The sequence below is a fragment of the Streptomyces sp. NPDC021749 genome (assembly GCF_040640655.1).
Taxonomy (GTDB): domain Bacteria; phylum Actinomycetota; class Actinomycetes; order Streptomycetales; family Streptomycetaceae; genus Streptomyces.
In genome coordinates, this window is sequence record NZ_JBFACE010000015.1 from 65,242 (window position 1) to 83,146 (window position 17,905).

Consider the following 17,905-nt stretch of genomic DNA (forward strand, 5'->3'; position numbering starts at 1 on the left):
TTGATACTGGTGCCATGCCACGAGTACTTCTGATCGAGGACGACGCCGCCGTACGGGACGGAGTGTCCCTCGCGCTACGGCGGCGCGGCCACGAAGTGGCGGCCGCGGCCAGCGGCGAGGAGGGTCTGTCGGCGCTGCCCGGGTTCCGCCCGGACATCGTGCTGCTGGACCTGATGCTCCCCGGCAAGGACGGTTTCGAGGTGTGCCGGCTGATCCGCGCCGAGCGGCAGCTGCCGATCATCATGCTCACCGCCCGCGGCGACGATCTGGACGTGGTGCTCGGACTGGAGGCCGGGGCCGACGACTACATCGTCAAACCCGCCCGTGGCGAGGTGCTGGAGGCGCGCATCCGGGCGGTGCTGCGGCGTACGGCGCTGCCCGCCGACGGTGCCCCGGCCGTGGAGCCGGGGCCCGCGCCGGTCGAGACGTACGGCGAACTGGCCATCGACCGGGCCGGGCTGGTCGTCGCCAAGGGCGGCAAGGATCTGGCGCTGGCGCCCTCGGAGATGAAGCTGTTGCTGTTCCTGTCCGCGACACCGGGGCAGGTCTTCAGCCGCCAGCAGCTGCTGGAGCACGTGTGGGAGCACAGCTACCACGGCGATGCGCGGCTGGTGGACGCCTGTGTGATGCGGCTGCGGACGAAGATAGAGGACACCCCGCGCAGCCCCCGTTACGTCCAGACCGTGCGCGGCTTCGGTTACCGCTTCGGTCCGCTGTGAACCGCCTCGCCGGCCGGGTGCCGTCGCGCACCCTGCTGCGGGGGCTGCGGGCGCGGCTCGTCGTGGGGTTCCTGGTGGTGGCGGCCGTCAGTGCGCTGACCACGGCGCTGCTGACGTACCGCGAGGCCCGTAACGCCATTCTGCAGCGGTCCCAGGACATCGCGGTGAACGATCTGCGGGCGCAGGTCAACTCGCTCGCGCCGGAGCTGGTGGTGCCGCCGGCGCAGGCGGACCTGGACAACTTCCGGGTCCAGCTGGAGCGTTCCGGCAAATCCCGTGAATGGGATATTTCCGTTCATTACCGCGGCGTTCCGGACAGTGACGAGGGCGGGCTGCGGCGCAGTGTCGTGATCCCGGCCGACCTCAAGGCGTCGGTGGAGAAGCGGCACGTCCCGGCCTTCCAGCGGATCAACCGCGGCGGCTCGCCGTGGCTGCTGATCGGCATGCCGGTCCGGCAGTCCGACGGCCAGGCGTCCGCGCTGTCCGTCTACGCCCAACTGCCGCTCAGCGCCGAGGAGTCCAATGTCGAGGCGCTGGTGACCGCGGCCCAGCGGGGCGCCCTGCCGGTGCTGATGCTCGCGGTGGTCCCGGCGCTGCTCGCCGCGCGCGGGGTGCTGCGGCCGGTGCGCAAGCTGCGGCAGGCCGCCGGGCGGATCGCCGAGGGCAAGCTGGACACCCGGCTGGAGGTCAAGGGCGCCGACGAACTCGCCGACCTCTCCCGTACGTTCAACGACATGGCGGCCCGGCTGGAGGAGAGCATGGCCGAGCTGCGCCGTCTGGAGTCCAACTCCCGGCGGTTCGCCGCCGACGTCTCGCACGAGCTGCGCACGCCGCTGGCGGCGATGACCGCGGTGACCGACGTCCTCGACGAGGACGCCGACTCCCTCGACCCGGACACCGCCTCCGCGGTCCGGTTGATCAGCCAGGAGACCGGCAAGCTGGCGCGGATGGTGGAGGACCTGATGGAGGTCTCCCGGTTCGACGCCGGTGCCGCGGCGCTCCATCTGGACGAGGTCGACGTCGCCGAGACCATCCGCAAGACGCTGCAGGCCCGGGCCTGGCAGAAGCGGGTGGCCGCGGACCTGCCCGAGGACGTACGGGCCCAGCTCGATCCGCGGCGGCTGGACGTGGTGGTGGCCAATCTGGTCGGCAATGCGCTGCACCACGGCGGCGAGCCGGTCCGGGTGGTGCTGCACGCCCCGGAGCCGGGCGCGGACCGGCTGCTGATCGAGGTCCGCGACAGCGGCCCGGGCATAGACCCCGAGGTCCTGCCGCACGTCTTCGAGCGCTTCTACAAGGCGGACTCGGCCCGAGCCCGTTCGGAGGGCAGCGGTCTGGGACTGGCCATCGCGATGGAGAACGTACGGCTGCACGGCGGTGTGATGCGGGCGGCCAACTCCCCCGACGGCGGTGCGGTGTTCACCGTGGACCTCCCGCTGCGCCAGGAGGAGCCGGCCGATCCCGGCGGAGCGGCCGGCGCGAACGGCACCGGGGCGCCCGCGGCGGACGGTCCGGGCAGGACGGACGGGGCGGACAGGGCGGACAGGGCGGGCGGGACGATCAGCAAAGGGACCCGGGGGGCCGACAAGGAGAACGACGGATGAGCGCCATGAACGGCCGGAACCCCCTGCGGACGCCGGGAGCCCGGCGGCGCGTGCGGGGCGGCGTGGTCACCGGTGCGCTGGGCGGCGTGCTCAGCAGTGCGCTGGCCGGTGCGCTGGCCGGTTGCGGTATCGCGCCCACCGATGTGATCGACGCGGGTGAACCCGCCTCCGGGGTGAAGTCGCCGGGCCAGCCCGCGGCCGACGTCCAGCTGTTCTTCTACGGGCCGTCCGGTCTGCGGTCGGCGACCCGGCCGGCGAAGGCCCCGGTCGACCCGGACCAGGCACTGTCGCTGCTGATGGAGGGGCCGAACCACGCCGAGCGGATGCGCGGGCTGTCCAGCGTGCTGCCGAAGTTCCCGGGCCCGCTGACCGCCGCCACCGGCGAGGGCACGGTCGTGATCAACCTGCCGATGAACGCCAAGCTGCTGGACTCCGCCTCGCTCAACCAGCTGGTGTGCACCGCGGCCAACGCCCGGGTGCCGGGGAACAAGCCGCCGGACCAGGTGATGGTGACTCTGGTGGGCGACACGGTCCGGGTGGGCCCCATGGTGTGCGGCGGCAACAACGCCTTGCCGATCGTCCAGCCCAGCCCGACGACGCCGGGCGGCACCGGCGGTACGAGGAGCGGCGGCGTAGGCTGATCACAGGGCCAGGACCAGAGCCGCGGCATGGGGAGTCTTTGCGATGTCCGAGCGCAAACCACCCGGAGTCAGCTTCGAGAGCTGGGTCGACAAGCAGATCCGCGAGGCGACGGAGCGCGGCGACTTCGCCGGCCTCCCCGGTGCCGGCAAGCCCCTCCCGGACCTCGACCGGCCCTATGACGAGATGTGGTGGATCAGGGAGAAGATGCAGCGGGAGCACCTCTCCTACCTGCCGCCGAGCCTGGCCTTGCGCAAGGACGCCGAGGAGGCGCTCCAGGCTGCCGCGAACGCCCCGACCGAGGCCGCGCTGCGGCGCATCCTGACGGCGGTCAACGAGCGGATCCGCGCGGCGCTGCGCACTCCCCTGGAGGGCCCGCCGCTGAACCTGGTGCCGTTCGACGTCGACGAGCAGGCCCGTAAGTGGCGGGAGCGGCACGGGAGTTGAGGCGCGCCGCGGCGGCCGTCAGGGTGCGGTACGCGCCAGGCGTACGCGGAGGAAGCGCGGCCGGTAGAGGTCGACGTCGCCGCCCACCCGGGAATCGGCGGGGACGCCGGGCGGGCCGAGCCAGTTGATGTCGTAGCTGAGCAGCAGGGCGCCGCCCGCGGATGCTTCGGGGTGGGCCTGCGGGTTGTAGGCGACGACGTACCGCGGGTCGGGGGCGGGTGGCCGGGGCGGGGTGATCCGGCCGTGCGGGCCGTGCCAGGGGCCCTCGGGCGCGCAGGCCCAGTAGCTGGTGAGGGTGCGCATCCCGGCGGTGCCGCCGCCCCCGGTATCCATGGTGAACAGCACCCAGGACGGCCCGTCGCGGACGACGGTGAAGGCGCTGCCGACGCCGCGGCGGCCGCCGTCCCGCAGCACCGGTGCCGCCCGGCCGGGCCGCCGCTGCCAGTGGGCGCCGTCCCAGAAGCGCCAGCTGCCGCGGCCCGCGAGCCGGCCGACCGGGACCCGGGCGAGGTAGGCCCGGGAGGCCGGTGCGGAGGGCGGGTCGTCGGCGCCGTAGACGTAGGTCCACCGGCCGTCCTGGACCGCCGCGGCGCCGTAGAGGGCGCGTCGCCCGGGGTCGGCGGCGGCGTCCGGGCCGACGGTCCCGTCGATGCGTTCCAGATGCAGGCCGGGCAGCGAGAGGGTGGCGACCTCGGTGCCGTACGGCATCCCGAAGACCCACGGTCCGGTGCCGGGTGCCCGGCGCCACAGCAGTACCCGGACCACCCGCTCGGCGGCGCCGGGCGTCCGGGGCTCGACCCGCGCCTGGACCGGCCAGCGCCAGCCGCCACCGGGCGGGTCGGGGAAGTACGGGCCGGGCGCGGCCGGGGTGCCGCCGGTCAGAGTGCGCTCCGGCCGGCCCGAACGGGACGTCACCACCAGGGAGTTGTGCCGGAGGTAGGGGGTGCCGCCGTGGTCGGCGGTGCGCCAACGGCGGTGTCGGCCCTGGGGGTTGGGGGGTGGCTGGACGCGGTCGAGGAAGGTGTCGGAGAAGAGCCAGAGGGTGCGGCCGTCGGGGAGGCGCACCGAGTGGGTGCCGTCGCCGCCGGTCCAGTCGTCGGTGCGGGCGTTGTCGTTGCCGTAGCGGGCGAATACGGCGGTTTGCCGGGAATCGACCGACCAGGCGGCGATCCGGCGTCCGGTGCAGCCGGTCGTCCGGTCGGGGCCGTCGGAGCCGGGCCGTGCCCACAGCAGCGCGGCGGCGACCAGGAGCAGGGCGGCGCCGGCCGTGGTGCGGTGGTTCGGCGCCCTGGACATCGTGCTCCTCGGTCGCTCTCCGGGGTCCTCGGGTGGCGGGGATCACCGTACAGAACCGGTCAGCCACGCATAGATACGCACATGCAGGGGTGGTCAACGAGTGCAACGTCACAGCAAGAGCCCCTGCTCCAGCTAACGGTCGTTCGCCTAGCCTGCTGCCATGACCGCCGAGTCCACCGAACTCCCCCTGGCCGCGGCCTTCCCGGATGCCGATCGCGCGCAGTGGCAGCGCCTCGTCGAAGGCGTGCTGCGCAAATCGGGCGTCACGGAGGCCACGGGCGCCGCCGCCGAGGACGCGCTCGCCACGGATCTCCAGGACGGGATCCGCATCCGCCCGCTCTACACCGCCGAGGACGGCACGGCCGCTCCGGGCCGCCCCGGGTTCCCGCCCTTCGTACGGGGTGGCCGACCCGAGGGCACGACCGTCGCCGGCTGGGACGTACGCCAGCGCCAGGTGCACACCGATCCGCGGCGCGCCAACGAGGCGGTGCTCGCCGATCTGGAGAACGGCGTCACCTCGGCCTGGCTGGCCGTCGGGCACGGCGGGGTGCCGGTGACCGGTCTGGCGGAGGCGCTGAAGGGCGTCTATCTGGACCTGGCCGCGGTGGTGCTGGACGCGGGCGCCGATTTCGCCCCGGCCGCCGAGGAGTTGCTGCGCCTGTACGCCGCGGCGGGTGTGCCGACGGCGGAGGCCACCGGCTCGCTGGGCGCCGATCCGCTGGGACTGCTGGCCCGTACCGGCGACGACAGCAAGCTGCGGGTGCAGCTGGAGGCGGCGGTCCGGCTGGCCGGGCGCGCTCTCGCGGAGGCGCCCAAGGTGCGGGCGCTGGCCGTCGACGCGCTGCCGTACCACGAGGCGGGCGGTTCGGCGGCCGAGGAGCTCGGTGCCTCCCTCGCCACCGGCGTGGCCTATCTGCGGCAGCTGACCGAGGCCGGGGTGGGCATCGACGACGCCTGCCGGCAGCTGGAGTTCCGCTACGCCGCGACCGCGGACCAGTTCCTGACCATCGCCAAGCTGCGCGCGGCCCGCCGGCTGTGGGCCCGGGTCGCGGAGGTGTGCGGGGCAGCGCCCGGCGCGTCCGCGCAGGTCCAGCACGCGGTGACCTCGTCGGTGATGATGACCCGTCGGGACCCGTGGGTGAACATGCTGCGCACCACGGTCGCCGGACTGTCGGCGGGCGTCGGCGGCGCGGACGCGGTGACGGTGCTGCCGTTCGACGCGGCACTCGGCCTGTCCGACGCCTTCGCCCGGCGGATCGCCCGGAACACCCAGTCGGTGCTGCTGGAGGAGTCGCACCTGTCGAAGGTGATCGACCCGGCGGGCGGCTCCTGGTACGTGGAGCGGCTGACCGACGAACTGGCCCGCGCGGGCTGGGCGTTCTTCCAGGAGATCGAGGCCGCGGGCGGTCAGGCCGCGGCGCTGCGCTCCGGGATGCTCCGCGAGCGGCTGGCGCGGACCTGGGCGCGCCGCACCGAGGACCTGGCGCACCGCCGCGAACCGATCACCGGCGTCAGCGAGTTCCCGTTCCTCGCCGAGGCGCCGGTGGAGCGGGAGCCGGCGCCCGCGCCGGTGTCCGGTGGGCTGCCGCGGGTGCGCAGGGACGATGCGTACGAGGCGCTGCGGGCCCGTTCGGACGCCCATCTGGCGGCGACCGGTGACCGGCCGAAGGTGTTCCTGGCCGCGCTGGGCCCGGTCGCGGCACACACCGCGCGGGTGGCGTTCGCCGGCAACCTGTTCCAGGCGGGCGGCATCGCCACCGTGCAGGAACCGGCGGCGGTGGACGCGGAGTCGGTGGCCGAGGCGTTCGCCCGGAGCGGGGCGCGGATCGCCGCGCTGTGTTCGAGCGATGCGGTCTACGGCGAGCAGGCGGCCGCGGTGGCGGCGGCGCTCAAGTCTGCGGGCGCGGTGCGGGTGTTCCTGGCCGGCCGGCCGGGTGAGCGCCGGGAGGAATTCGAGGCGGCCGGGGTGGACGCGTTCGTCTTCGCCGGCTGCGACGCGGTCGGGGTGCTGTCCTCGGCCCTGGACGTCATGGAGGTGGCGGGATGACCGAGATGCAGGATGCCACGCAACGGGCCGGCGCCATCCCGGACTTCAGCACGGTCGAGCTGGACGGGCCGGCCGCGGCGGACGCTGCGGCCGGGGCCGAGCAGTGGACGGAAGCGGTGGAGGCGGCCACCGGCAAGGGACTTGCGGACCTGACCTGGGAGACGCCGGAGGGCATCGACGTCAAGCCGCTGTACACCGAGGACGATCTGGCCGGCGTCGACTTCCTGGGCACGTACCCGGGCATCGCGCCGTACCTGCGCGGCCCGTACCCGACGATGTACGTCAACCAGCCCTGGACGATCCGGCAGTACGCCGGTTTTTCCACGGCCGAGGAGTCCAACGCGTTCTACCGCCGCAATCTGGCGGCCGGTCAGAAGGGCCTGTCGGTCGCCTTCGACCTGCCCACCCACCGCGGTTACGACAGTGACCACCCGCGGGTGACCGGTGACGTCGGCATGGCGGGCGTCGCCATCGACTCGATCTACGACATGCGGCAGCTCTTCGAGGGCATCCCGCTGGACAAGATGACGGTGTCGATGACGATGAACGGCGCGGTGCTGCCCGTGCTGGCGCTGTACATCGTGGCGGCGGAGGAGCAGGGCGTACCGCCCGAGAAGCTGGCCGGGACCATCCAGAACGACATCCTCAAGGAGTTCATGGTCCGCAACACCTACATCTATCCGCCGCAGCCGTCGATGCGGATCATCTCCGACATCTTCGCGTACACCTCGCAGAAGATGCCGCGCTACAACTCCATCTCGATCTCCGGCTACCACATCCAGGAGGCGGGTGCGACGGCCGACCTGGAGCTGGCGTACACCCTCGCGGACGGTGTGGAGTACCTGCGGGCGGGGCTGGCGGCCGGGATGGACGTGGACTCCTTCGCCCCCCGTCTGTCCTTCTTCTGGGCGATCGGCATGAACTTCTTCATGGAGATCGCCAAGCTGCGCGCGGCCCGGCTGCTGTGGGCCCGGCTGGTCCAGCGCTTCGAGCCGAAGAACCCCAAGTCCCTTTCGCTGCGCACCCATTCGCAGACCTCGGGCTGGTCGCTGACCGCGCAGGACGTGTTCAACAACGTCACCCGTACGTGCGTGGAGGCGATGGCGGCGACCCAGGGCCACACCCAGTCGCTGCACACCAACGCCCTCGACGAGGCGCTCGCGCTGCCCACCGACTTCTCGGCGCGGATCGCCCGCAACACCCAGCTGTTCCTGCAGCAGGAGTCGGGCACCTGCCGGGTGATCGACCCGTGGGGCGGCAGCGCCTACGTCGAGAAGCTCACCTACGACCTGGCGCGCCGGGCCTGGCAGCACATCGAGGAGGTCGAGGCGGCCGGCGGGATGGCCAAGGCGATCGACGCGGGCATCCCGAAGCTGCGGGTGGAGGAGGCCGCGGCCCGCACCCAGGCGCGGATCGACTCCGGGCGGCAGGCGCTGATCGGCGTCAACAAGTACCGGGTGGCGAGCGACGAGGAGATCGAGGTCCTCAAGGTCGACAACTCCGCGGTCCGGGCGCAGCAGATCGAGAAGCTGAAGCGGCTGCGGGCCGAGCGCGACGAGGCGGCCTGCCAGGACGCGCTGCGGGCGCTGACCGCGGCGGCGAAGTCCGGTCCCGGCAAGGGCCTTGAGGGCAATCTGCTGGCGCTGGCGGTGGACGCGGCCCGGGCCAAGGCGACCGTCGGGGAGATCTCGGACGCCCTGGAGGAGGTCTACGGGCGGCACTCCGGCCAGATCCGTACGATCTCTGGTGTGTACCGAGACGAAGCGGGCCCCTCCTCCGGTGTGGAGCGCACCCGGACGCTGGTGGCCGAGTTCGAGCGCGCCGAGGGGCGCCGGCCGCGCATCCTGGTGGCCAAGATGGGCCAGGACGGCCATGACCGCGGCCAGAAGGTGATCGCCACGGCCTTCGCCGACCTGGGCTTCGACGTGGACGTCGGCCCGCTGTTCCAGACCCCGGCCGAGGTGGCCCGCCAGGCGGTCGAGGCGGACGTGCACATCGTCGGGGTGTCCTCCCTGGCCGCCGGTCATCTCACCCTGGTGCCGGCGCTGAAGGAGGCGCTGGCGGCCGAGGACCGGGAGGACATCACGATCGTGGTGGGCGGGGTGATCCCGCCGCAGGACGTGCAGCCGCTGCGCGACATGGGCGCGGCCGCGGTGTTCCTGCCGGGCACGGTCATCCCGGATGCCGCGCACGACCTGGTGAAGGACCTGGCGTCGGTCCTCGGCCACGAGCTGTAGAGCGGGGGGTCATGCCTGCGACGATCGACGTCGAACGGTACGCCGAGGGGGTGCGCGCGGGTTCCCGTGCCTGGATCGCCCGCGCCGTCACCCTGGTCGAGTCCACCCGTGCGGACCACCGGGCGGCGGCCCAGCGGCTGCTGGTCGAGCTGCTGCCGTACTCCGGTGCGGCCCGCCGGGTGGGCATCAGCGGGGTGCCCGGTGTCGGCAAGTCGACCTTCATCGACGCGCTGGGCACGCTGCTGACCGGGATGGGGCACCGGGTGGCGGTGCTCGCCGTCGACCCGTCGTCCAGCCGGACCGGCGGCTCCATCCTGGGGGACAAGACCCGGATGGAGCGGCTGGCGACCGATCCGGCGGCGTTCGTCCGCCCCTCCCCCACGTCCGGGACGCTGGGCGGGGTGGCCCGCGCCACGCGGGAGTCCATCGTCGTGATGGAGGCCGCGGGCTATGACGTGGTGCTGGTGGAGACGGTGGGGGTCGGCCAGTCGGAGACGACCGTGGCCAACATGGTCGACACGTTCCTGCTGCTGACCCTGGCCCGCACCGGCGACCAGCTCCAGGGCATCAAGAAGGGCGTGCTGGAGCTGGCGGACCTGGTGTCCGTCAACAAGGCGGACGGGCCGCACGAGCGGGACGCCCGGTCCGCGGCCCGCGAACTGGCCGGTGCGCTGCGGCTGTTGCAGCCCGCCGACGCGGTGTGGACGCCGCCCGTGCTGACCTGCAGCGCTCGTGAGGGCACCGGCCTGAAGGCGGTCTGGGAACGCGTCGAGCAGCACCGCACGCTGCTGGAGTCCACCGGTGCGCTGGCCGAGCGGCGCCGTACCCAGCAGGTCGACTGGACCTGGTCGATGGTCCGCGAACGGCTCATCGACCGCCTCCAGGAGCATCCCGAGGTGCGCAGGCTGGGCCCGGAGGTCGAACGGGCGGTGCGGGACGGCGAGATCACCGCGACGCTGGCGGCCGAACGGCTGCTGTCCGCGTTCGGCCTGGCGGACCCGGCGGCCGGGGAAGCGTAGCGGCGGTCCGGGGTACTCATCCGGACACCTGAGTAGCACAGCTCATGACGCCCGGGCGGCGGGCCCCGAGTATGTCGATGACGCATGGACGGACGTTTTCGGCATCTTTCCCTGGGGGCCATCATCAATCCGCGGGACGTCGCACACGGGCTGTACGAGGACAATCCGCTGGCCGGACTCATCGAGGGGTTCTGTGTGGCACCGGCCGGCGGCGAGCTGGAGTCCCGGCCGGTCGTCCATGTCGAGCTGCGGCCGGGGGTACGGCTGTCGGCCGTCGAGGCGGACCGGCTGGCGCTCGCCTGCCAGCAGGGCGTACTGCGTCAACTGGCCGCCGGCTGCCGGGACTTCCTTCCCTCCCCGGCGGACTGCCCCTCGGCCCACGAGGTCGCGATCACCCTGCACGGGTACGGCACCGGCCCGTTCGCCGGGAGGTCCTAGGGCCGTTCCGGCCCTGACCCGTCGGGCGGGCCCTGGAGCATCCCGCGCGCCCGTCGGGCCCGCTCGGCGAAGTGGGTGACGGCCAGGTCGCAGAACCGTGCGGCCGCCGCGGAGAGGTAACTGTCCTCGCGGCGCACCAGACTCAGGGTCCGTATGCAGTCGGGGGCGTCGATGCGCAGCCAGGCCAGCGGCGCGGCGGCCAGGTCGGCGCGGGCGATGGAGGGCATCAGGCCGATGCCGAGGCCGGCGATGACGAGGAAGTGGGTGGCGCCGGGTTCGTCGCCCTCGCAGCAGATGACCGGGCGGCGGCCGAGGGGGGCGAACAGCCGCTCCAGCAGGGCGCGTTGCCAGTGTCCTGGGCGGGTGGTGATGAAGGGCTCGTCGGCGAGCTCGGCCACCGTCACCCGCTGCCGGCCGGCCAGCGGATGGGCTGCCGGGACCGCGAGCAGCACCTCCTCGTGCAGCAGCCGCACCGCGCCGAGCCCGGCTCCGGTCAGCGGCTGCGAGGCGACGCAGAAGTCCACCTCGTGGGCGCGCAGGTGCTCGCGCATCAGGTCGGGGGTGGACTGGAAACAGCGGACGGTCACGCCGGGATGGGCGGCGCGGAAGCCGGCGAGCAGTTCGGTGAGCGGCAGCAGGGTCTCCGCGGCGATGGCGACGCTGCCGTTGTCGAGCCCCGCGGCATCGGCCATCTCCCGGCGGGCGTCGTCGAGTTCGTCCAGGGCGCGTTCCACCCGGGCGAGGAAGGCGGCGCCGTGGCGGTTGAGCCGGATCGCCCGGCCCTGCCGGTCGAAGAGCGGCAGGCCCAGTTCGGCTTCGAGGCGGGCGATGGTCCGGCTCACCGAGGGCTGGGCCACCCGCAGTTCCTCGGCGGCCCGGCTGATGTGTTCCCGGCGCGCGACGACCCGGAAGTACCGCAGGGACAGCAGATCCATCGGTTCCTCGGGCCTTCGGGTCGGACGACGACGACCCGCAAATGATCACACAGGGCGCGCCCGGGGGCCCGGGGGACGGCGTCTCAGCCGCGCAGCGACACGGTGGCCCACACCGTCTTGCCCGAGTGGTCCGGCGGGGTCCATCCCCAGGCGTCGCTGAGCCGGTCGACGAGGTGCAGTCCGCGGCCCGATTCGGCCAGCGGGTCGGGGTTCCGTACGACGGGTGCGTCGGTGCCGGAGTCGGAGACGGCGCACAGCACGGTGGTCTCCTGCCGGGTCAGGGCGAGCCAGGCGGGGCAGACCGGCGCGGGCACCACGGAGAAGCCGCGGGCGACCGGTGCCGCGTCCGGTCGGCCGGCCCGGATGCCGTAACGCAGTGCGTTGCTGACGAGTTCGGTGACGACCAGCGCCGCGTTCTCGGTCACGTCCGGGGTCAGGTGCCAGCCGCTGAGGGTCGTACGGGTGAAGCGGCGGGCCTGCGCCACGGTCTGCGCGGAGCTGCTGAGGGCGCAGGCGGCGAAACCGTCGGGGGCGGGCATCCACCAGCTCTGCTCGGACGCTTCCTCCCGAAGGGCGTCGTGCACGGTCTCTGCCGGATGAGCGGTCATCAACGTCTCCGCAAGGGCGATTTCGGGGCTGGGCCGGACTGCCTCGGAGAGCTAATATCCTCGGCAGCCGTCGCCCGGTGCAAGTGCATCTGCAATTACATCGGCAAGGACGGTCGCTCAGGGGCTCGTTCACGCCAACGTGATCGCGGGCTCGGGATCGGTCGGAGGGATGTCCTCCAGCAAGGGAGCAGGTCTGATGGAGTCGGTGACCAACGGCATGCAGGCGACCCGCCTCGAAGGCGTCGTGTGGCGCAAGAGCCGCCGCAGCAACCCGAGTGGCAACTGCGTTGAGCTGGCCGTTCTTTCGGACGGCGGAGTGGCGGTGCGCAACTCCCGGTTCGCCTCGGGGCCGGCACTGATCTACACCCGCGACGAGATGGCCGCCTTCGTCCAGGGCGCCAAGGACGGCGACTTCGACGATCTCGTCTGACCGCGCCGACGGCATATGCCGTGGAGATTGGCGCATATGCCGTTCGTCCAGTCGCCCTGACTGTACGGACACTTGACGCGATGGGACACTGGGCGTTCGCCCGACCACTCAGGGGAGTCAGGGAGTCAGTATGAGTGAGGCGCAGCCGAGCAGCGGTCCGTCCCTGCGCCGGTATCTCGACCATCCGCGGGGTGGGCCGACCGTCCTGCGCATCGTGCTGGGCACGCAGTTGCGCCGGCTGCGCGAGGCGGCCGGTGTCACCCGGGAGGCCGCCGACGACGCCATCCGCGGCTCGCACGCGAAGATCAGCCGCCTGGAGCTCGGCCGGGTCAGCTGCAAGGAGCGGGACGTCGCCGATCTGCTGACGCTCTACGGCGTCACGGACGACGCGGCCCGCGAGGACTTCCTCAAGCTGGCCCGGCGGACCAGCAGTCCGGGCTGGTGGCACCAGTACGGCGATGTGCTGCCCGGCTGGTTCGAGACCCACCTCGGCCTGGAAGAGGCCGCTTCGGTGATCCGGACGTACGAAGTGCAGTTCGTGCCGGGCCTGCTGCAGACCGCGGACTACGCCCGTGCGGTGGCGCAGCTCGGCCATCCCCGGTCGACGCCCGAGGAGATCGAGCGGCGGGTGCGGCTGCGCGTGCAGCGGCAGGAGTTGCTGACGCTGCCGGATGCGCCGCGGGTGTGGGCGGTCCTCGACGAGGCCGCGCTGCGCCGGCCGCTGGGCGGCCGGGAGGTGATGGCCGGCCAGCTGAGACATCTGCTGAAGATGTCCGAGCTGCCGAACGTCACGCTGCAGATCGCGCCGTTCAGCCTCGGTGGTCTGGCGGCGGCCGGTGGTCCGATCACGATCCTGCGCTTCCTGGAGCCGGATCTGCCGGACATCGTCTATCTGGAGCAGCTGACCAGTGCGCTCTATCTGGACAAGCGCGACGACGTGGACCACTACCTCGCGGTGATGGACCGGCTCAGCGCCCAGTCGGAGTCGCCGCGCGAGTCACTGGCGATGCTGGAGCGCATGCTCAAGGAGATCTGACCCGGCTCGGCCGATCCGGCCCGGCGACGAGCGGCGGGGGCCCGGTGGGCTCCTCGCCGCTCGTCGTCGTCCCGGTCCGGTACGTCAGACCTTGCGGGCGACACCGCCGTACTCGATCCACTCCAGGGTGAGCTGCTTGGGGCCGATGTCCGCGTCCGGCTTCCAGGTCGAGACCTCCACCAGCCCGGGCTCCTGGATCTCCAACCCGTCCAGGAATCCGGCGAGTTCGTGCGCCTGCCGGACCCTGCCCCACTGGCCATGGGTCTGCTCGGCCATGAAGTTCGTGACGAAGTCGCGGGTCGCCGCGTCCTCGCTGACCAGTTGGCACACCACCAGGAAGCTGCCCGGGGCCAGCCGGTCGGCGACCCGCTTGATCAGCCCGCCCGGGTCGTCGGAGTCCGGGATGCAGTGGAGCACGGAGACGAACAGCGCGGCGACCGGCCGGCCGAAGTCGATCAGCCGCTCCACCTCCGGGTGGCCGAAGATGCCGTCGGTGTCCCGCATGTCGGCCTGGATGACCGCGGTGTTGTCGTTCTCCTCCAGCAGGGCCCGGCCGTGCGCCAGCACGATGGGGTCGTTGTCGACGTACACCACCCGGGACTCCGGGTCGACGCGCTGGGCGACCTGGTGGACGTTGTCCTGGGTCGGCAGGCCGGAGCCGTGGTCGACGAACTGCCGGATGCCGTGTTCGGTGGCCAGCCAGCGCACCACCCGCTGCAGGAAGCGGCGGTTGTTGATGGCCAGCACCTGGGTGCTCGGCACGACCTTGCTCAGCTCTTCGCAGGCCTCACGGTCGACGGCGTAGTTGTCCTTGCCGCCGAGGTAGTAGTCGTACATCCGCGCGACGCTCGGTATGGTGACGTCGACGGTGCTGGACTGCGGTGCTGATTCTCGGCTCATTCGACACTTTCCCGTCGCTTCGACAGCCCTCGGCCATGGCACGGCAATGGCGCCGGTCCGTGTCGGGACGACCACGCCGCGCAGTCCAACATACCTATGAGTGGCGGCTGTTGCAGGTGAGCGGCGAGGCTTCTTACGTCTCGCAAGTGGCGCCCGGGGCGGCGAAGCACCACACCGTTCGATTCCGGCCGAGTTGACGGACGGGGTGCGGTGGGCGGGTGGCGCCGGTGCGGGCCGGGGGGCCGTCCTCGACGGCGGGCGACGCACGGTTCCGGCCGTCCCTTCTGGTGGCTCTTCCGCATGCCTTGTAGAAGGGAGGGATGACCGCCGTGACGAGTGCATCCGGGGACAGCAGTGAGCAAGGGGACGGGGGGCCGATACCCCCGCGGCCGGCAGGGGGGCACACCGCCCCCGGCGTCGCGCAGATGATCCGCGCCAACCAGGCCAACTGGGACGCCCGTACCCCGGTCCATGTGGCCAGCGAGTTCTACGGGCTGGACGGCTCGCGGACCGCCGAGCACTGGTTCGCGCCGTTCGAGTGGGCGGACCTGGGCGCGCTGGCCGGGCGGGACGTGCTGCATCTGCAGTGTCATCTGGGCACGGAGACGGCGGCGTTCGCCGACCGGGGCGCGGCGCGCACCGTGGGCCTGGACTTCTCGGCCGCGGCGGTGCGGGAGGCCGGGCGGCTGGCCGACGAGACGGGCCGGGACATGGAGTTCGTGCGGGCGGACGTGCACGACGCGGTGTCCGCGCTGGGCGGCCGCCGCTTCGACGTGGTCTACACGGGCAAGGGCGCGCTGTGCTACCTGCCGGACCTCGTCGCGTGGGCGGGGATCGTCAGCGCCCTGCTCCGGCCCGGCGGGACCTTCTACCTGGTGGAGTTCCACCCGCTGCTCGACGCCCTCGGCCCGACGCCGGACCCGGAACGTCAGGACCTCCGGCTGCGCCACGACTACCTGGGCGGCCGCGGCGCCCTCCGCAGCGATACGCCGCACACCTACACCGACGGGCCGCCGGTGCGCGGCGCCACCACGAGTTACGAGTGGCGGCACGGCATCGGCGAGGTGATCACGGCGGTGACCGGTGCCGGCCTGACCGTCCAACTGGTGCGGGAAACCGAGCTGTTGCCCTGGAAGCGGTTCGACGCCATGGTGCCGGCCGAGAACGGCTGGTGGCGGCTGCCGCCCTCGGAGCCGTTCATTCCGCTGCTGTACGCGCTGCGGGCGGTCAAGCCGCACGGCTAGCGGGGGCCGCGAGCCGAGCCCCTTTACCCCATGACAGCACCTTCCGTCGTCACGGACACGCCGACGCACGCTCCGCCATTCGGGTTGCTTCGTGCCCCATCCGTGTCCCCGCGTGCCGTCGGCCGCTTCAATGAGTGGTACCGACGGTGGGTGCCCATCCCCTGGCGGGGACCACGGACGGCTGCCTGCACGATGCAGTCCGCAGTGCTTCTTCAGGGCACCCCCGGCAGGAGAGCGCGATCGCACAGGGTTCTGACTGTGCCGCGCGGCGGCCCCACCTCCCCAGCGGAGCCTTCGAAAGGGGCTGTCCAAACATGGCGCTCATCATCACCCTGACCCCGGCGACCGTCGCGGCGGGCCAGACCTTCACGGCAACGATCAGCGGTGCCAACGCGGGTGACACGCTCACCATCACGTACGACGCGCAACCGGCGCAGACGGTGATCGCGGATGCCAACGGCAACGCCACCGTGGCGTTCACGGCGACCACGTCGGGGCTGGTGGTAGCCACGGGCGTGACGAGTGGAACAAGCGTGGCGATGCTCACCGTGACGACGTCGAACTGTGTGGTCACGGTGTCGTCCACGCCCGCCAACCCGACCGCCGGCCAGCCCGTCACCGTCACCGCCACCGTCACCTGCAACGGAACACCGGTACCCGGCGCTTCGGTGGTCTTCACTTCGACCGGCGGCATCGCACTGGGTGTCGCCACCACCGATGCCTCCGGGCAGGCCAGCGTGACCAGCAGCGCGCTGCCGGCCGGCGCCAACGTCGTGACCGCCACCGTGGTCTCCGCCAACACCACGTGCACCTGCGTCGGCGTCACCGGCACCGTGACCGTGAACGTCGGAGCAGCGACCAACTGCGTGGTCACCGTCTCCTCCACACCCGCCAACCCGACCGCCGGCCAGCCCGTCACCGTCACCGCCACCGTCACCTGCAACGGAACACCGGTACCCGGCGCGGTGGTCACCTTCACCTCATCCGGCGGCAGCCTCCAGCTGGGCACCGGCACCACCAACGCCTCCGGCCAGGCCAGCGTGACCACCAGCGCACTGCCGGCCGGCGCCAACGTCGTCGTCGCGACCGTGGTCTCCGCCAGCACCACCTGCACCTGCGTCGGCGTCACCGGCACCGCAACCGTCAACGTCGGAGCGGCGACCAACTGCGTGGTCACCGTGTCGTCGACCCCCGCCAAACCGACCGCCGGCCAGCCCGTCACCGTCACCGCCACTGTGACCTGCAACGGAGCACCGGTGCCCGGCGCGGTGGTGCTCTTCACCACCTCAAGCGGCACCTTGGGGATGGGCACCACCAACGCGTCCGGACAGGCCAGCGTGACCACCAGCGCGCTGCCGGCCGGCGCCAACGTCGTCACCGCCACGGTGATCTCCTCGTCAGGCGCCTGCACCTGCACCGGTGTCTCCGGCACTGTGACGGTGAACGTGACCGGCCTGACGGCGAACCCGGCCTGCTACGCGCTGAACTTCCCGCCGGTGCCCTGGGCGTTCGCGCACGCCACGTTCAGCGTGACCGGTGCGACCCCCGGCTCGACGGTGACCTTCTCCGTGCTGGGAGGCACGGTGTGCACGGCCGTGGCCGACGCGAGCGGCAACGCCAGCTGCACGGGCAACCTCAGCGTCACGCAGGTGCTGGCCTCCACCTACACCGCGACCAGCGGAGGGGTGACCGTCACCGGCAGCCTGAAGGCCTGTCTCTGATGCCCCGCACCGGCTGACGGACAGCCGGACGCCACAGCCGTCCCCCGTAATGCAAGTACGGGGGACGGCTGCTTGTCCTTCAGGATAAGGGCAGTGGGCACGCCCCGACCGCCGTGCTCAGTCCGGCCGCCGCCGGTAGACCGTGCGCAGCAGCTGCCGTTTGGCCGGGCCGGTGACCCGCCACTCCAGGTGCCACTCGTCCGCCGAGCGCACGGTGAAGGTCCCCTCGTAGCGGTCCTCGGCGCAGGGGTGGACGGCGGTCCAGCGGCCGGCGGTGAGGTCGAGGTCGTGGAAGGGCCGGCCGTCGGCGAAGTCGATCGCGGCGCTGCCGTCGGGGCGGGGCCGCAGCCGGAGCGTCCGGCTCGCCGGGTGGGCCGTGCCGTTCCAGGTCAGCTCGCCCTCCTCCACGTGCAGCAGCGCGCCGCCGGCCGGGTCGGGCCGGAAGTCGGCGGTGCCGTGGAAGCGGCCCTCGGTGCCGGTCCGCAGGTCGTGCACGGTGCGCTCGATGCGCCAGCGTCCCGAGAGGTACCCGGCGACGTCGGGCACCGGGTGGAGCGTCCCCTGGTACGGGCCCTCACCGGGCGG

At 72.5% G+C, this 17,905-nt stretch carries 17 protein-coding genes; 12 read left to right on the forward strand and 5 right to left on the reverse strand.

What is annotated here, in order from left to right; genetic code table 11:
* Nucleotides 1-14 precede the first annotated feature (14 nt).
* From AB0G35_RS17165 to AB0G35_RS17180, 4 genes are read left to right on the forward strand one after another with little or no spacing between them, the layout of a single operon-like run.
* A complete protein-coding gene (locus AB0G35_RS17165) occupies nt 15-719 on the forward strand; it encodes a response regulator transcription factor (protein ID WP_360949365.1) in 705 nt (234 codons plus the stop codon).
* Nucleotides 716-2,323 carry an ATP-binding protein gene (locus AB0G35_RS17170; RefSeq protein WP_360949367.1) on the forward strand — a complete coding sequence of 536 codons (1,608 nt, stop codon included), beginning with the start codon at nt 716-718 and terminating at the stop codon, nt 2,321-2,323. Before AB0G35_RS17165 ends, AB0G35_RS17170 begins: the two co-directional genes overlap by 4 nt.
* Nucleotides 2,320-2,964, forward strand: coding sequence for a hypothetical protein (locus tag AB0G35_RS17175; RefSeq protein ID WP_360949369.1), 645 nt, complete (start codon nt 2,320-2,322; stop codon nt 2,962-2,964). The genes AB0G35_RS17170 and AB0G35_RS17175 overlap by 4 nt, the downstream gene beginning before the upstream one ends.
* 43 nt (nt 2,965-3,007) lie before the next feature.
* Nucleotides 3,008-3,409, forward strand: coding sequence for a DUF1992 domain-containing protein (locus tag AB0G35_RS17180; protein WP_360949371.1), 402 nt, complete (start codon nt 3,008-3,010; stop codon nt 3,407-3,409).
* Between the two features lie 18 nt (nt 3,410-3,427).
* On the opposite strand, the gene AB0G35_RS17185 is transcribed toward AB0G35_RS17180, so the two are convergent.
* The gene (locus AB0G35_RS17185; RefSeq protein WP_360949373.1) at nt 3,428-4,705 is read right to left on the reverse strand and encodes a hypothetical protein; all 1,278 of its coding nucleotides are present in this window, start codon (nt 4,703-4,705) and stop codon (nt 3,428-3,430) included.
* Nucleotides 4,706-4,865: 160 nt separating this feature from the next.
* On the opposite strand from AB0G35_RS17185, the gene mutA reads away from it, so the two are divergent.
* The 4 genes from mutA to AB0G35_RS17205 all read left to right on the forward strand — a co-directional run bounded on the left by mutA (nt 4,866) and on the right by AB0G35_RS17205 (nt 10,446).
* A complete protein-coding gene (gene mutA / locus AB0G35_RS17190) occupies nt 4,866-6,752 on the forward strand; it encodes a methylmalonyl-CoA mutase small subunit (RefSeq protein ID WP_360949375.1) in 1,887 nt (628 codons plus the stop codon).
* Between the two features lie 5 nt (nt 6,753-6,757).
* Complete coding sequence (scpA, locus tag AB0G35_RS17195) at nt 6,758-8,989, forward strand: methylmalonyl-CoA mutase (RefSeq protein ID WP_360949562.1); 2,232 nt, start codon at nt 6,758-6,760, stop codon at nt 8,987-8,989.
* Nucleotides 8,990-9,000: 11 nt separating this feature from the next.
* Nucleotides 9,001-10,008 (forward strand): methylmalonyl Co-A mutase-associated GTPase MeaB, encoded by a 1,008-nt coding sequence (gene meaB / locus AB0G35_RS17200; protein WP_360949377.1) that lies wholly within the window; start codon nt 9,001-9,003, stop codon nt 10,006-10,008.
* Between the two features lie 84 nt (nt 10,009-10,092).
* Nucleotides 10,093-10,446, forward strand: a complete 354-nt coding sequence (locus tag AB0G35_RS17205) for a coenzyme f390 synthetase (protein ID WP_360949379.1) — start codon at nt 10,093-10,095, stop codon at nt 10,444-10,446.
* Here AB0G35_RS17205 and AB0G35_RS17210 read toward each other — a convergent pair.
* Nucleotides 10,443-11,381 (reverse strand): LysR family transcriptional regulator, encoded by a 939-nt coding sequence (locus AB0G35_RS17210; RefSeq protein ID WP_360949381.1) that lies wholly within the window; start codon nt 11,379-11,381, stop codon nt 10,443-10,445. The genes AB0G35_RS17205 and AB0G35_RS17210 overlap by 4 nt on opposite strands.
* A gap of 83 nt (nt 11,382-11,464) precedes the next feature.
* Nucleotides 11,465-11,989: an ATP-binding protein gene (locus AB0G35_RS17215; protein WP_360949383.1), complete on the reverse strand. Its 525-nt coding sequence runs from the start codon at nt 11,987-11,989 to the stop codon at nt 11,465-11,467.
* A 196-nt stretch (nt 11,990-12,185) separates the two neighbouring features.
* Between AB0G35_RS17215 and AB0G35_RS17220 the strand changes: the two genes are divergently transcribed.
* Together AB0G35_RS17220 and AB0G35_RS17225 are read left to right on the forward strand one after the other, a co-directional pair.
* Nucleotides 12,186-12,419 carry a DUF397 domain-containing protein gene (locus tag AB0G35_RS17220; protein ID WP_360949565.1) on the forward strand — a complete coding sequence of 78 codons (234 nt, stop codon included), beginning with the start codon at nt 12,186-12,188 and terminating at the stop codon, nt 12,417-12,419.
* 130 nt (nt 12,420-12,549) lie between these two features.
* Complete coding sequence (locus tag AB0G35_RS17225; RefSeq protein ID WP_360949385.1) at nt 12,550-13,455, forward strand: helix-turn-helix transcriptional regulator; 906 nt, start codon at nt 12,550-12,552, stop codon at nt 13,453-13,455.
* A gap of 84 nt (nt 13,456-13,539) precedes the next feature.
* Here the strand turns inward: AB0G35_RS17225 and AB0G35_RS17230 are convergent, their stop codons facing one another.
* Nucleotides 13,540-14,355, reverse strand: coding sequence for an SAM-dependent methyltransferase (locus tag AB0G35_RS17230; RefSeq protein WP_360949387.1), 816 nt, complete (start codon nt 14,353-14,355; stop codon nt 13,540-13,542).
* Nucleotides 14,356-14,780: 425 nt separating this feature from the next.
* On the opposite strand from AB0G35_RS17230, the gene AB0G35_RS17235 reads away from it, so the two are divergent.
* Nucleotides 14,781-15,599: a class I SAM-dependent methyltransferase gene (locus tag AB0G35_RS17235; RefSeq protein WP_360949568.1), complete on the forward strand. Its 819-nt coding sequence runs from the start codon at nt 14,781-14,783 to the stop codon at nt 15,597-15,599.
* Between the two features lie 314 nt (nt 15,600-15,913).
* Complete coding sequence (locus tag AB0G35_RS17240; protein WP_360949389.1) at nt 15,914-17,320, forward strand: Ig-like domain-containing protein; 1,407 nt, start codon at nt 15,914-15,916, stop codon at nt 17,318-17,320.
* Nucleotides 17,321-17,437: 117 nt separating this feature from the next.
* On the opposite strand, the gene AB0G35_RS17245 is transcribed toward AB0G35_RS17240, so the two are convergent.
* Nucleotides 17,438-17,866 carry a DUF6314 family protein gene (locus tag AB0G35_RS17245; protein ID WP_360949572.1) on the reverse strand — a complete coding sequence of 143 codons (429 nt, stop codon included), beginning with the start codon at nt 17,864-17,866 and terminating at the stop codon, nt 17,438-17,440.
* Between the last annotated feature and the right edge of the window lie 39 nt (nt 17,867-17,905).

Coding starts and splice junctions, on each gene's coding strand:
- AB0G35_RS17235 (WP_360949568.1), top strand. CDS start 14,781: ATGATCCGCGCCAACCAGGCCAACTGGGACGCCCGTACCCCGGTCCAT.
- AB0G35_RS17180 (WP_360949371.1), top strand. CDS start 3,008: ATGTCCGAGCGCAAACCACCCGGAGTCAGCTTCGAGAGCTGGGTCGAC.
- AB0G35_RS17240 (WP_360949389.1), top strand. CDS start 15,914: ATGGCGCTCATCATCACCCTGACCCCGGCGACCGTCGCGGCGGGCCAG.
- AB0G35_RS17165 (WP_360949365.1), top strand. CDS start 15: ATGCCACGAGTACTTCTGATCGAGGACGACGCCGCCGTACGGGACGGA.
- AB0G35_RS17225 (WP_360949385.1), top strand. CDS start 12,550: ATGAGTGAGGCGCAGCCGAGCAGCGGTCCGTCCCTGCGCCGGTATCTC.
- AB0G35_RS17210 (WP_360949381.1), bottom strand. CDS start 11,381: ATGGATCTGCTGTCCCTGCGGTACTTCCGGGTCGTCGCGCGCCGGGAA.
- AB0G35_RS17220 (WP_360949565.1), top strand. CDS start 12,186: ATGGAGTCGGTGACCAACGGCATGCAGGCGACCCGCCTCGAAGGCGTC.
- AB0G35_RS17215 (WP_360949383.1), bottom strand. CDS start 11,989: ATGACCGCTCATCCGGCAGAGACCGTGCACGACGCCCTTCGGGAGGAA.
- AB0G35_RS17205 (WP_360949379.1), top strand. CDS start 10,093: ATGGACGGACGTTTTCGGCATCTTTCCCTGGGGGCCATCATCAATCCG.
- AB0G35_RS17185 (WP_360949373.1), bottom strand. CDS start 4,705: ATGTCCAGGGCGCCGAACCACCGCACCACGGCCGGCGCCGCCCTGCTC.
- meaB (WP_360949377.1), top strand. CDS start 9,001: ATGCCTGCGACGATCGACGTCGAACGGTACGCCGAGGGGGTGCGCGCG.
- mutA (WP_360949375.1), top strand. CDS start 4,866: ATGACCGCCGAGTCCACCGAACTCCCCCTGGCCGCGGCCTTCCCGGAT.
- scpA (WP_360949562.1), top strand. CDS start 6,758: ATGCAGGATGCCACGCAACGGGCCGGCGCCATCCCGGACTTCAGCACG.
- AB0G35_RS17175 (WP_360949369.1), top strand. CDS start 2,320: ATGAGCGCCATGAACGGCCGGAACCCCCTGCGGACGCCGGGAGCCCGG.
- AB0G35_RS17230 (WP_360949387.1), bottom strand. CDS start 14,355: ATGAGCCGAGAATCAGCACCGCAGTCCAGCACCGTCGACGTCACCATA.